This window comes from Methylorubrum aminovorans, from assembly GCF_022179725.1.
GTDB lineage: Bacteria > Pseudomonadota > Alphaproteobacteria > Rhizobiales > Beijerinckiaceae > Methylobacterium > Methylobacterium aminovorans.
This window is the reverse complement of record NZ_BPRC01000009.1, coordinates 62,710-74,903: the sequence shown is the minus strand read 5'-3', so window position 1 is coordinate 74,903 and position 12,194 is coordinate 62,710. Positions and strand designations below refer to the sequence as shown.

Genomic DNA, 12,194 nt, shown 5'->3' with positions numbered 1-12,194 from the left:
TCAGGCCCGGATCTGTGTGAGAAGGCGGCCGAGGCCGGCATCGATGGCGGCGGAATCGACGGAAGCGGGCCGGCGATAGAGGTCGTCGGCGAAGGCGCGGCCCGGGCCGGTGCGGAAGAAATCGGTGCCGAAGGTGGCATCGAGCGTCGCAGCCCAGGCGGCGCCGCGGGCGCGCGCCGCCTCCTCGCCCTTCAGGGTGCGGACCACGCGGCGCAGGAGACGGGCCTGGGTGACGCGCCGGGCCTCCGGTTCCAGCCGCGCGGCTTGTGCCAGCTCCCGCAGGGCCGCCCGGCGCAGGGAGGCACCGCGCCGTGCGCGGAGCAGGCGGATCCCGCCCACGAGCAGCGCGAGGCCGAAGCCGATGGCAATGGCGGCCACCATCTCGGGCTGCACCGCGCCGGTGCCGCCGGTGGGCAGATGCAAGCTGCGCAGGGCGGAGAGGTCGGGGGAGGCGGTCATCCCTCACCCCTCCGCGCATCCCCTCTCCCTGCCTCACAGCACCGCATCGAGCCGCTCCATCAGAGGGGCGTAGCTTTCCGGCCCGGCCTCGACATCGATGCGCAGGCCCTCGACGCCGCAGGCGTGGAGGCGGGCGAGACGCGGGTCGATGTCATCGGGAGCCGCTGCCCCGCGGCGGGCCTGGATGGTGCCACGGTGTCCGTCCGGCAAGGCGTAGGGGTAGAAGCCGGGCGGCCGGAGGCGCTCGAAGGCATCGCTGACCAGGAGCAGGCGGATCGAGAGCCGCTCGGCGAGCGCGGTGATCAGGTTCTCGAAATCCGGCCCCGGCGCATCGAGGGCGGTCGCGACGACGAGGTGTCCGCCCGACGGCAGCAGCGAGCGGGCGAGCGCCAGGGTATCGGTCAGCGGCGGATCGTCCGCCGCCGGGCGGGCAAGCGCGGCGGCGTGGGCATGGGCCATCGCTCCGGTGACGGCAGTCATCGCCCGCTCGCCACCGGCCGGGCGGACCACCGAGGGCTCGGCCGTCCCCGCTGCGATCAGGCCGATGCGCCCGCCGTCACCGACGATGCGCCAGCCGAGGAGCGCCAGCGCCTCCGCCGCCGCCACCGAGCGCAGCGCCCGGCGGGTGCCGAACAGCATCGAGGGTCGGAAATCGGCGAGCAGCACTACGGCGCGGTCGCGCTCGTCGTGGTGGGTGCGCACGTGCAGTTCGCCGGTGCGGGCGGTGGCGTTGCGGTCGATGAAGCGGCGGTCGTCACCCTCGGACCAGGGCCGCACGTCGTCGGGCTCGGAGCCCCGCCCGCGCTTCCGCGTGACGATGCCGCCGGGCAGGCCGGCGATGGTGCGGGTCGCGGGCGAGACGCCGCGTCGCGCTAGGTGGCGCAGGCTCATCAGCCCGGCGCCGGAGAGGTGGATGCCGGGGGCGTCGGTCGGGTCGTCGCTCGCGGGGGCCGCGGTCGCGGTCATGGCGGCTACAGCGCCCGCGTCCGCTCGACCAGCCCGTCGATGATGCCGCGCGTGGTGCGCCCCTCGGCCGCCGCGCGCCAGGTCAGGCCGATGCGGTGGGAGAGGGCATCGGCGGCGAGTTCGGAGATATCCTCGGGCACCACGTGATCGCGGCCGTGCAGGTAGGCCCGCGCCTTGCCCGCGACCATCAGAGCGAGCGTCCCGCGCGGCGAGGCCGGGTGCTCGATCGCCGCGCGCAGCTCCGGCGCCACCGCATCGGTGCGCGTGCCGGCCACGAGCCGCACGAGATAGTCCTTGAGGGCCGGCGAGACGTAGGTGGCGAGCGCCGCCTCGCGGGCGGCGATGACCTCGGCGACCGAGAGCTTCACCGGCATCGCCTCGGCGTGGTGGTTCAGCTCACCCTCGACGAGGTCGAGGATGCGGCGCTCGGAGGCCTCGTCGGGCATCTCGACGACGACGTGGAGCAGGAAGCGGTCGAGTTGCGCTTCGGGCAGCGGGAAGGTGCCCGCGTGCTCGATCGGGTTCTGCGTCGCCACCACCATGAACGGGTCGGGCAGGCGGTGGGTGTGGCCCGAAACCGTGATCTGCCCCTCCGCCATCGCCTCCAGCAGGGCCGACTGCACTTTGGGCGGCGCGCGGTTCACCTCGTCGACGAGGATCAGCGAGTGGAACAGGGGACCGGGCAGGAACTCGAAGGTGCCCGCATCCTGGCGCCAGACGGTGGTGCCGGTCAGGTCGGCCGGCATCAGGTCGGGCGTGCACTGCACGCGGGCGAAGGAGCCGTCGAGCCCATCCGACAGGCGCTTGACCGCGCGGGTCTTGGCAAGACCCGGCGCGCCCTCGATCAGCAGATGGCCGCCGGTGAGAAGCCCGATCAGCAGGCGCTCGACCAGTTTGTCGGCGCCGATCAGCCCGTGGCTCAATCCATCGCGGAGTTGGAGGATGCGGTCGCGAACCGGAGCCGCCCCTGCCGCGGGCCGGGCGAGTGCCTCGACGCTCATGCCAGCGCCTCTGCCTGCGTTCCTTGCGCCGGCCGAGCCTCGGCCCTCGTCGCAGGAGAACAATCCTGCCGCATGCACGTCTCCTCAGCGTGGGTTTTTCTTATAGGTCCCACAATCCTGCCGGTTTGCCCGCTGCCCGCTTGCCGCGTCAATCCCGCATCACGACCCCGGCCACGGGCAAATTGCCCGTATTCGACCGGGGATGCGCCGATCGGTGACGTTTCGTCACGCAACCGTCACGCTCGTGCGACAGCGGAGAAACCGCACGACACCGAAAAAGTCCCCGAAAGGTTCGATGCCCGGCCCGTTTCCCTTTCCCACGCCCGAAGCCCTGAATTCCGGCATCAGCCTCGCGGTCGCCTTCGGCCTAGGCACCCTGATCGGGGTCGAGCGGCAGTACCGGCAGCGCAGCGCGGGCCTGCGCACCGCCGTGCTGGTGGCGCTGGGCGCCGCCGCCTTCGTCGATCTCGGCATGCGGCTGACCGGCGGCGAGGGGGCGACCCGCGTGGTCGCCTACGTCGTCTCCGGCATCGGCTTCCTCGGCGCGGGCGTCATCATGAAGGAGGGGATGAACGTGCGCGGCCTCAACACCGCCGCGACCCTCTGGTGCTCGGCCGCCGTCGGCGCCTTCTCCGGGGCCGACCTGCCGCTGGAAGCCTGCTTCGTCACCCTCGCCGTGCTGGCCGGCAACACGCTGCTGCGTCCGCTCGTCAACCTGATCGACCGCATCCCTATCGACGAGAGTGCCACGGAGGCGACCTACGAGGTGCAGGTGACGGCGCCCGCCGAATCCGCCGGCCTCGCTCGCGACCTGCTGGTCGAACGCCTGGAGGCGGCGGACTATCCCGTCGGCACGACGGCGGTGGAGGAGCGCGGCGAGGCCAATGTCGACGTCATCGCCACTCTGACCGCGCGGACGGCGCATGCCAAGGATCTCGACGCCGTCGTGGCCGATCTGGAGAAGCGGCCGGAGGTGCGCCACGCGACCTGGACGGTACAGACGGGGGATTGATCCGACCTTGAGGCTGGGCGTACCGCCGTCATTGCGCAGGAGCGTGCAGACGCGGACGAGCCATCATGACCCATTCGAAAAAGCATGCCCTGATCGTCGGCGCCTCCCGCGGCCTCGGGCTCGGGCTCGCCGAAACCTTTCTGCGGCGCGGCTGGCGGGTCACCGCGACCCGGCGCGGGGCGGCGCCCGGCCTCGAACCGCTCACGGCGCAGGGCGTGCGGGTGGAGGCAGTGGATATCGACGACGATGCCTCCGTCACCGCCCTGCACGAGCGATTGGCGGGCGAACGGTTCGACCTGATCTTCGTCGTGGCCGGTATCGTGTTGGAGTCGGACCAACCGCTCCACGCCGTATCGCGGGCCGTCCATGCGCAGATCTTCCTCACCAATGCGGTGAGCCCGCTCCTGTTCGCCGAGGCCTTCCGCGACCGGCTGGCGCCCGGCAGCACGCTCGCCTTCATGTCCTCTGTGCTCGGTAGCGTCGGCCGCAACACCGAGGGCGGTTGGGAGAATTACCGGGCGAGCAAGGCGGCGCTGAACACCAACGCCCGGAGCTTCGCGGCGCGTCACGCGGCCCGCGATTTCGGCGTGCTCCTGCTGCATCCGGGTTGGGTTGCCACCGATATGGGCGGCGAGGGGGCCGATCTCGATGTGGCGACGAGCGCGGCCGGACTGGCGGACGTGATCGAGGCGAGGGCGGGCCGGACCGATCTCGCCTTTCTCGACTACCGGGGCGAAACGCTGCCCTGGTGAGGCTTCAGCGGCGCGGGTCGAGAGGCCGGCTGCGGCGCTCGACCACCACCGTCGGGCGACTGCGGCGCTCGACGATGACGGCGCGCGGCGGCGCCCGGTTGGGGCTCGTCGGGGCCAGGATGCGCTGCTCCTGGGGACGATGGGCGGGCCGCGCCGCCGCGGCCTTGGCGGCGGCGACCACGTGCGGGCGCACCTCGTCCGGGCCGAGGCCGATCAGCCCGCAGGCGATCTCCACCTGCTGGTCGACATCGTCGGCGAGATCCTGCGCGGCGGCGACCGCCTCGGCCACCGTCGGCGGCTCGCGCCGGACCCGGATCGGAGGCAGATCCTGGAAGCTCTTGGGCGTTTTCTTCACGGCACGACTCGCGGTCTTCATGCACCGATCATAGGACGGCCCGTCCGGTTTGTGCATTGCACACACATCGGACGTGACGGACCGCCGGCCGCATGGCTGCCGGGCGGACGCCCCGCTCGTCGAGGATGCAGGATGCGCGCCGATCCGCAGCGCCGCCAGCACATTCGTTGACGGGGCCGCCCGGTCGGCAGGGCCCGCGATGGGCAAAGTGTCGCGGCAGCGCAGCAAGTGGATGTCGCGCTGGTCCGGCCAACCGGGCGTGCGGAATTTCGCGGTTTCGAGAGACTTCCATCCCGAATCCCGCCCCGATCCTGCGGCACCTCCGGCCACACGATGCCAGACACCTCCGATCCCCGCCTCACCCCGGCCCGATCCGACCTCGCCGATATTCGCCTGAGGGGCGTCGTCGCCGCCGAGCGCTATGTCGCGGGCGCGCCGGCGCGGGTCGCCGTGCCCTCCGCGCCCTTGCGCCGCGCGCCGCGCCTCGAGGCTGGACTCGATACCGAGGCGGTGATGGGCGACGCGGTGAGCGTCTTCGAGATCCGTGACGGCTTCGCCTGGGTGCAGATCCACCGCGACGGCTATGTCGGCTACTTGCCGGAATCGGCTCTGGGAGCGGTCGATCCGGAGCCGACTCACCGGGTCGCCGCCTTGCGCACCTTCGTCTACCCAGCGCCCGATCTGAAGCGCCCGCACGTGGCTCATCTGAGCCTCGGCGCCACTTTCGCAGCGCAGGCGCAGGAGGGCGAGTATTGGCAACTCGCCGGAGGCGGCTTCGTCTTCGCGGGCCATGCCGTGCCGTTCGGGACCGCCGAGGCCGATTACGCGGCCACCGCCGAGCGGCTCGTCGGCACGCCCTATCTCTGGGGCGGGCGCACCAGCCTCGGCCTCGATTGCTCCGGCCTCGTGCAGCTCTGCCTGGAGCATGCGGGCCGCGCCTGTCCGCGCGACGCCGACCAGCAGGAGCGGGCACTTGGGGACAGCCTGCCGCCGGGGCTCGACGGCCTGCGGCGCGGCGATCTGGTGTTCTGGAAGGGCCATGTCGGGCTGATGCTCGACGCCGAGCGGCTGATCCACGCCAACGGCCACCACATGGCGGTGGCGGTCGAGCCGTTGCGCGAGGCGGTCGCGCGTATCGCCGTCAAGAGTTTCGGCACCGTCACCTCGATCCGGCGGCTCGATTTCTCCGCCTGACGCTTAGGCGGCGCGGACAGTCTGGGGCGCGAGTTCGGCCAGCGCCTCGGCTAGGGCATCGACCTGCGCCTCGTCATGGGCTGCCGAGAAGGCCACCCGCAGGCGCGCGGTGCCCGGCGCCACCGTCGGCGGACGGATCGCCACGACGAGGAAGCCGCGCGCTTCGAGCGCCGCCGAGAGGGCGAGCGCGGCTTCCGCCGCGCCGACGAGAACCGGCACGATCGGGCTTTCCGCCTCGGGCAGGCCGAGCCGCGCGGTGAAGCGGCGGGCGAGCGCCAAGGGCCGGGCGGCACGCTCCGGCTCGGCCTCGACGATGGCCAGGGCTTCGAGCGCGGCGGCGGCGGAGGCCGGCGGCAGGCCGGTGGTGTAGACGAGGCTGCGGGCCCGGCTCGTCAGCAGGTCGATCACCGCCTGAGAGGCGCAGAGATAGCCGCCGTAGGAGCCCAGCGTCTTCGACAGCGTTCCCATTTCGAGCGGCGCCCGCAGGCCGGGCTCGACCACGCCGAGGCCGTGGGCGTCGTCCACCAGCGTCCAGGCGTCGTACTCGGCCGCGAGCGCCAGGATCTCGGGCAGCGGCGCCCGGTCGCCGTCCATGCTGAACACCCGCTCGGTCAGGATCAGCGCCCGCCGCGTCCCGCCGCGATGCGCGGCGAGACCCGCGCGCAACTGTGCGAGGTCGTTATGGGCGAAGCGCACGACCTGAGCGCCCGACATCTTCGCCCCTGCGAACAGGCAGGAATGGCCGAGTTCGTCGATCAGGATCAGGTCGCCTGCGCCGACCAGCGCCGGAGCGATGCCGAGATTGGCGAGATAGCCGGAGCCGAAGACGAGGGCCGCGTCCTTGCCCTTGTGCCGGGCGAGCCGCTCCTCCAGCGCCGCGAGCGGAGGCGCGTTGCCGGTCACCAGCCGCGAGGCGCCCGCGCCCGCGCCGTAGCGCGCCAGCGCCTCTGTGGCCGCCGCGATCACCCGCGGATCATGGGCGAGGCCGAGATAGTCGTTGCAGGAGAACGAGATGAGGCCGCGGCCGCCCCGCTCCGCCGTCGCGCCCGGCCCGCGGGCGGTCACTGCCAGCCGGCGACGCAGGGCGGCAGCCTCCAGGCCGGCAAGCTTCTCCGCGGCGAAGGCGTCGAGGCTGTTCGATGAGTTCGGCGAGGGATTCGGCGACATGGGGCCTGAAGGCGACGCGGTCCGTTGGATGTCAAGCCGCCGCCCGGTGCGAACCCGGTGCAGAGCGGCGCGTTGCTCCTGCTCTCTCGGAACACGCTGCCATGACGCGCGCCTTCGTTGCCCTCCTTATGCTGGCCGGTGTCTTGACCGCCCCGGCGCCGGTCCTGGCCGGACCCGCTCAGGACTACCTGTTCGGCGAGCAGCGCTTCCGCAACGCCTGCCGCCCGCCGTTGAAATACGCGGACGGGGCCTGCGTCCGCCGCTGCCCGGCAGGATACCAGAGCTTTCGCGGCTATTGCCGCTTCCGCAACATGCAGCGGTGATCGTCACGCCGGTGGGTTGCAGCGCGGTTCGCACCGTGCGAGCCTTTGGCCGTCCGATACAGACGATACGGGAGAGCCCAGACCGCTCGTAAAGAGGGGTTATGGCGCCGACGGAGCAACGACCCCCGGAAACTCTCAGGCACAATCACCGTATCGTTGGACAATCTGGAGAGAGGCGCCGACCGGCGTCCACCGAAGGAGAAACCTCGCTCCGCGGAGTGAGGGAAGCTCTCAGGTAAGCGCGACAGATGGGGGCAACTTGCCAGCCGGCCGGCGGGCAAGATCCATCTGTCGTGGAGTGCCCGATGAGCCTGCAAGCCGCCGGGGCCGTGAGCCCTGCCGCCCCCGTTTCCGCTGAGTCCCTGGCACAGACGCCGCTGCACGCACTTCATCTGCGCCTCGGCGCCAAGATGGTGCCGTTCGCGGGCTACGCGATGCCGCTGCAATACCCCGCCGGGCTGCTCAAGGAGCACCTGCATACGCGGGCGGCCGCCGGGTTCTTCGACGTCTCGCATATGGGCCAGATCGCGCTGACGCCCCGCTCCGGCGATGTCGCGGAGGCGGCCCGCGCCCTCGAAGCATTGGTTCCGATCGATATCCTCGGGCTCGGCATCGGGCGCCAGCGCTACGGCTTCCTGACGGACGAGGCCGGCGGCATCCTCGACGACCTGATGGTCGCGCGCTTGGCCGATCGGCTGCACGTCGTGGTCAACGCTGCCAACAAGGCGGCCGATCTCGCGCGGATCCGGGCGCACCTGCCCGAGGGCATCGATGCGACGCTGCTGCCGGATGCGCTGATCGCGCTCCAGGGGCCGAAGGCGGCGGACGTGCTCGCCCGCCTCGCCCCCGACACCGCGGCGATGCGGTTCATGGACGTGCGCGCGGTCGAGATCCTCGGCGTGCCCTGTCTCGTCAGCCGCTCCGGCTATACCGGCGAGGACGGGTTCGAGATCGCCGTGCCGGCCGAGCAAGCCGAGGCGGTGGCCGAGGCGTTGCTCGCCGCGCCCGAGGTCATGCCGGTGGGCCTCGGTGCCCGCGATTCCCTGCGCCTCGAAGCCGGTCTCCCTCTCCACGGTGCCGACATCGACGCCGGCACCAGCCCGGTCGAGGCCAGTCTGGCCTGGGCGATCTCCCCCGCTCGCCGCCGCGGCGGCGCCCGCGCGGGCGGTTTTCCGGGCGCGGACCGAATCCTGGCCGAGATGGAGGCGGGCCCCGCCCGCCGCCGCGTCGGCCTGCGCCTGGAAGGTCGCGCGCCGGTGCGGGCGGATGCGCCGCTCTTCGCCGCGGAGGCCGGGGGCGATTCGATCGGCCGCGTCACTTCGGGCGGCTTCGGGCCAACCCTCGGCGCACCCGTCGCCATGGGCACCCTGCCGGCGGCGCTTGCCGCCCCCGGCACCCGCGTCTTCGCGGAACTGCGCGGCCAGCGGCTGCCGCTCGTCGTCTCCCCGCTTCCCTTCGTCCCAGCCGGCTTCAAGCGCGGCTGATCCTACTCGTGACAGGAGTTCGAACCATGCTGCGTTTCACCGACGAGCACGAATGGCTGCGCCTCGACGGCGACGTCGCCACGGTCGGCATCACGGCGCATGCCGCCGAACAGCTCGGCGACCTCGTCTTCGTCGAACTGCCGAAGGTCGGCGCGAAGCTCGCCAAGGGCGAGGCGGCCGCCGTGGTCGAGTCCGTCAAGGCGGCCTCCGACGTCTACGCCCCGCTCTCCGGCGAGGTCACCGAGGTCAACGAGGCGGCGGTCTCCGATCCGGCTTCGGTCGGTGCCGACCCGCAGGGCGGCGGCTGGCTCTACCGGCTCAAGCTCGACGATCCGTCGGCCATGGACGGGCTGATGGACGAGGCCGCCTACGCCGAATTCGCGAAGTAGCTCGCTGAACGAGCTCTCCCCCCCCGCGGGGGAGGGACGCCACGGCAACCGGTCGCTCGAAAAGGCTTCCCGATGAAATACGATCGCCACGATCCCTTCGATTTCGCCGCCCGCCGCCATATCGGCCCGAAGCTGTCCGAGATCGACCAGATGCTGGAGACGGTCGGCGCGAAGTCGCTGCACGCGCTGATCGACGAGACTCTGCCCCCCGACATCCGTCAGGCGGAGTACATCGATTTCGGCGTTTCGCTGACCGAGCGCCGCTCGCTGGAGAAGCTGCGCGCCACCGCCAACAAGAACCGCCTTCTCGTCTCGCTGATCGGCCAGGGCTACCACGGCACGACCATGCCGCCGGCGATCCAGCGCAATATCTTCGAGAACCCGGCCTGGTACACCGCCTACTCGCCCTACCAGCCCGAGATCAGCCAGGGCCGGCTGGAGGCGCTGCTCAACTTCCAGACCCTGGTCTGCGACCTCACCGCCCTCGATGTCGCCAACGCCTCGCTGCTCGACGAGGCCACCGCCGCGGCAGAGGCCATGGGCATGGCGCGTCGCGTGGCGAAGTCAGACCGGAACGCCTTCTTCGTCGATCACGACTGCCTGCCCCAGACCATTGCCGTGCTGCGGACCCGCGCCGCGCCGCTCGGCTGGGACATCGTGGTCGGCGATCCCTTCTCGGATCTCGACCCCTCCGCCGTCTTCGGGGCTTTGTTCCAGTATCCCGGCGTGAACGGCGCCGTTCACGACTTCTCCGAGGTGATAACCGCGCTGCATGAGGCCGGGGCGCTCGCCGTGGTTGCCGCGGACCCGCTGGCGCTGACGCTGCTGAAGGCGCCGGGCGAGATGGGCGCCGACATCGCGGTGGGCTCGATGCAGCGCTACGGCGTACCGATGGGCTATGGCGGCCCGCACGCCGCTTATCTGGCGACCCGCGACGCTCACAAGCGCGCGCTGCCCGGCCGCATCGTCGGCGTCTCGGTCGATGCCCGCGGCAACCGCTCGTATCGCCTCGCGCTCCAGACCCGCGAGCAGCATATCCGCCGGGAGAAGGCGACCTCGAACATCTGCACCAGCCAGGTGCTGCTTGCGGTCATCGCCTCGATGTTCGCGGTCTATCATGGGCCGGCCGGGCTGAAGGCCATTGCGCTCCGCGTCCACCGCGACGCCGTGCGCCTCGCCGCGGGGCTGGAAAAGCTCGGCTTCACGGTCGAGCCGCGGCACTTCTTCGACACCATCACCGTCAAGGTCGGCGCCTTCCAGGGCGTGATCCTGCGCAGCGCGGTCGAGAACGGAGTGAACCTGCGCCGGATCGGCACCGACCGCATCGGCATCAGCGTCGATCAGCGCACCCGGCCCGACATCATCCAGGCGGTCTGGCGCGCTTTCGGGGGCACCGAACTGGCCTACGACGAGGCCTATCCCGAGCCACGCCTGCCCTCGGCCCTGGAGCGGACCTCGGAATACCTAACTCACCCGATCTTCCATATGAACCGGGCCGAGAGCGAGATGACGCGCTACATGCGCCGCCTCGCGGATCGCGACCTTGCCCTCGACCGGGCGATGATCCCGCTCGGCTCCTGCACGATGAAGCTCAACGCCACCGCCGAGATGCTGCCGGTCTCCTGGCCGGAGTTTTCGGAGCTGCACCCCTTCGTGCCGGAGGATCAGGCGCTGGGCTACCGGGAGCTGATCGACGACCTGTCTCAAAAGCTCTGCGCGATCACCGGCTACGACGCGATCTCGATGCAGCCGAATTCCGGCGCGCAGGGTGAGTATGCGGGGCTGCTCGCCATCCGCCGCTACCACCTCTCGCGCGGGGAGGGGCATCGCACGGTCTGCTTGATCCCGTCGTCTGCCCACGGCACCAACCCGGCTTCCGCCCAGATGTGCGGCATGAGCGTGGTGGTGGTCGGCGCCGATGCCCACGGCAACATCGACGTCGAGGATTTTGCGAAGAAGGCCGAGCAGCACGCCGACAAGCTGGCCGCCTGCATGATCACCTATCCCTCGACCCACGGCGTGTTCGAGGCGCGGGTGCGCGAACTCTGCGACATCGTCCACTGGCATGGCGGACAGGTCTATCTCGACGGGGCCAACCTCAACGCCATGGTGGGGCTGGCCCGGCCCGGCGACATCGGCGCCGATGTCAGCCACCTCAACCTGCACAAGACCTTCTGCATCCCGCATGGCGGTGGCGGGCCCGGCATGGGGCCGATCGGCGTCAAGACGCACCTGATCCCGTTCCTGCCCTCCGATCCGCGCACCGGAGAGGAGGGCGCGGTCTCGGCCGCCGCCTTCGGCTCGGCCTCGATCCTGCCGATCTCGTGGAGCTACTGCCTGATGATGGGCGGGCGCGGCCTCACCCAGGCGACGCGGGTGGCGATCCTCAACGCCAACTACATCGCCCGGCGGCTGGAGGGCGCCTACCCGATCCTCTATTCCGGACAAAACGGGCGCGTGGCGCATGAATGCATCGTCGATGTGCGCCCCTTCCAGAAGAGCGCGGGCGTCACCGTCGAGGACATCGCCAAGCGCCTGATCGATTGCGGCTTCCATCCGCCGACGATGAGCTGGCCGGTGGCGGGGACGCTGATGATCGAGCCGACCGAATCCGAGACCAAGGCCGAGATCGACCGCTTCTGCGACGCCATGCTGGCGATCCGGGAAGAAATCCGGGCGATCGAGGAGGGGCGGATGGACCGGGCCAACAACCCGCTCAAGAACGCGCCGCACACGGTGCAGGACCTGATCGGCGCCTGGGAACGGCCCTATTCCCGCGAGGCGGCCTGCTTCCCGTCGGGGTCCCTGCGCATGGACAAGTACTGGCCGCCGGTGAACCGCGTCGACAACGCCTACGGCGACCGCAACCTCGTCTGCTCCTGCCCGCCGACCGAAGCCTACGGCGAGGCGGCGGAGTAGAGCGCGCGCCTGAACCCCGCCCCCCCTGCGGGGGGGAGGGGTCTGCGAAGCAGGAGGCGAGGGCTGGCACGGACCCGTCCGGAAGCGGCGCTCCCCTCACGCGGCCGCCTTCGGGGGGCTACCCTCGCCCGAACAGGGGGCGGCTGCGCGTTTGACTCGGCGGCCCCCACCCC

The 12,194-nt window shown here is 71.3% G+C and carries 12 protein-coding genes and 1 riboswitch; of the genes, 7 read left to right on the top strand and 5 right to left on the bottom strand.

The annotated features are described in order from the left end of the window. From MFF24_RS14005 to MFF24_RS13995, 3 genes are read right to left on the bottom strand one after another with little or no spacing between them, the layout of a single operon-like run. A complete protein-coding gene (locus tag MFF24_RS14005; protein WP_238225019.1) occupies positions 1-459 on the bottom strand; it encodes a DUF4381 family protein in 459 nt (152 codons plus the stop codon). A 33-nt stretch (positions 460-492) separates the two neighbouring features. Continuing rightward, positions 493-1,425 carry a DUF58 domain-containing protein gene (locus tag MFF24_RS14000; RefSeq protein WP_238225017.1) on the bottom strand — a complete coding sequence of 311 codons (933 nt, stop codon included), beginning with the start codon at positions 1,423-1,425 and terminating at the stop codon, positions 493-495. A gap of 5 nt (positions 1,426-1,430) precedes the next feature. Beyond that, positions 1,431-2,426, bottom strand: coding sequence for an AAA family ATPase (locus MFF24_RS13995; protein ID WP_133089886.1), 996 nt, complete (start codon positions 2,424-2,426; stop codon positions 1,431-1,433). A gap of 295 nt (positions 2,427-2,721) precedes the next feature. On the opposite strand from MFF24_RS13995, the gene MFF24_RS13990 reads away from it, so the two are divergent. Further along, positions 2,722-3,438, top strand: coding sequence for an MgtC/SapB family protein (locus tag MFF24_RS13990; protein WP_238225015.1), 717 nt, complete (start codon positions 2,722-2,724; stop codon positions 3,436-3,438). Positions 3,439-3,503: 65 nt separating this feature from the next. Further along, positions 3,504-4,190 carry an SDR family oxidoreductase gene (locus MFF24_RS13985; protein WP_238225014.1) on the top strand — a complete coding sequence of 229 codons (687 nt, stop codon included), beginning with the start codon at positions 3,504-3,506 and terminating at the stop codon, positions 4,188-4,190. Between the two features lie 4 nt (positions 4,191-4,194). On the opposite strand, the gene MFF24_RS13980 is transcribed toward MFF24_RS13985, so the two are convergent. Next, positions 4,195-4,566, bottom strand: coding sequence for a hypothetical protein (locus MFF24_RS13980; RefSeq protein ID WP_108938830.1), 372 nt, complete (start codon positions 4,564-4,566; stop codon positions 4,195-4,197). Positions 4,567-4,878: 312 nt separating this feature from the next. Here MFF24_RS13980 and MFF24_RS13975 point away from each other — a divergent pair, with 312 nt between their 5' ends. Further along, entirely contained in the window at positions 4,879-5,739 is an 861-nt protein-coding gene (locus MFF24_RS13975) for a C40 family peptidase (protein ID WP_238225012.1), read from the top strand. A gap of 3 nt (positions 5,740-5,742) precedes the next feature. Here the strand turns inward: MFF24_RS13975 and MFF24_RS13970 are convergent, their stop codons facing one another. Next, positions 5,743-6,906, bottom strand: coding sequence for an aminotransferase class I/II-fold pyridoxal phosphate-dependent enzyme (locus MFF24_RS13970; RefSeq protein WP_238225010.1), 1,164 nt, complete (start codon positions 6,904-6,906; stop codon positions 5,743-5,745). A gap of 101 nt (positions 6,907-7,007) precedes the next feature. Between MFF24_RS13970 and MFF24_RS13965 the strand changes: the two genes are divergently transcribed. From MFF24_RS13965 to gcvP, 4 genes are all read left to right on the top strand, one after another. Next, positions 7,008-7,229 carry a hypothetical protein gene (locus MFF24_RS13965; protein WP_108938827.1) on the top strand — a complete coding sequence of 74 codons (222 nt, stop codon included), beginning with the start codon at positions 7,008-7,010 and terminating at the stop codon, positions 7,227-7,229. Between the two features lie 58 nt (positions 7,230-7,287). Then, a riboswitch (glycine riboswitch) is annotated at positions 7,288-7,390 on the top strand. A gap of 144 nt (positions 7,391-7,534) precedes the next feature. Further along, entirely contained in the window at positions 7,535-8,713 is a 1,179-nt protein-coding gene (gene gcvT / locus MFF24_RS13960) for a glycine cleavage system aminomethyltransferase GcvT (protein ID WP_238225009.1), read from the top strand. Between the two features lie 26 nt (positions 8,714-8,739). Then, positions 8,740-9,102 (top strand): glycine cleavage system protein GcvH, encoded by a 363-nt coding sequence (gene gcvH / locus MFF24_RS13955; protein WP_108938825.1) that lies wholly within the window; start codon positions 8,740-8,742, stop codon positions 9,100-9,102. Between the two features lie 72 nt (positions 9,103-9,174). After that, the gene (gcvP, locus tag MFF24_RS13950; RefSeq protein ID WP_238225007.1) at positions 9,175-12,021 is read left to right on the top strand and encodes an aminomethyl-transferring glycine dehydrogenase; all 2,847 of its coding nucleotides are present in this window, start codon (positions 9,175-9,177) and stop codon (positions 12,019-12,021) included. Positions 12,022-12,194: the final 173 nt, after the last annotated feature.

Bases quoted from the DNA above. Each gene is read 5' to 3' on its own strand.
- MFF24_RS14005 (WP_238225019.1), bottom strand. From the start codon at position 459: ATGACCGCCTCCCCCGACCTCTCCGCCCTGCGCAGCTTGCATCTGCCC.
- MFF24_RS14000 (WP_238225017.1), bottom strand. From the start codon at position 1,425: ATGACCGCGACCGCGGCCCCCGCGAGCGACGACCCGACCGACGCCCCC.
- MFF24_RS13995 (WP_133089886.1), bottom strand. From the start codon at position 2,426: ATGAGCGTCGAGGCACTCGCCCGGCCCGCGGCAGGGGCGGCTCCGGTT.
- MFF24_RS13990 (WP_238225015.1), top strand. From the start codon at position 2,722: ATGCCCGGCCCGTTTCCCTTTCCCACGCCCGAAGCCCTGAATTCCGGC.
- MFF24_RS13985 (WP_238225014.1), top strand. From the start codon at position 3,504: ATGACCCATTCGAAAAAGCATGCCCTGATCGTCGGCGCCTCCCGCGGC.
- MFF24_RS13980 (WP_108938830.1), bottom strand. From the start codon at position 4,566: ATGAAGACCGCGAGTCGTGCCGTGAAGAAAACGCCCAAGAGCTTCCAG.
- MFF24_RS13975 (WP_238225012.1), top strand. From the start codon at position 4,879: ATGCCAGACACCTCCGATCCCCGCCTCACCCCGGCCCGATCCGACCTC.
- MFF24_RS13970 (WP_238225010.1), bottom strand. From the start codon at position 6,906: ATGTCGCCGAATCCCTCGCCGAACTCATCGAACAGCCTCGACGCCTTC.
- MFF24_RS13965 (WP_108938827.1), top strand. From the start codon at position 7,008: ATGACGCGCGCCTTCGTTGCCCTCCTTATGCTGGCCGGTGTCTTGACC.
- gcvT (WP_238225009.1), top strand. From the start codon at position 7,535: ATGAGCCTGCAAGCCGCCGGGGCCGTGAGCCCTGCCGCCCCCGTTTCC.
- gcvH (WP_108938825.1), top strand. From the start codon at position 8,740: ATGCTGCGTTTCACCGACGAGCACGAATGGCTGCGCCTCGACGGCGAC.
- gcvP (WP_238225007.1), top strand. From the start codon at position 9,175: ATGAAATACGATCGCCACGATCCCTTCGATTTCGCCGCCCGCCGCCAT.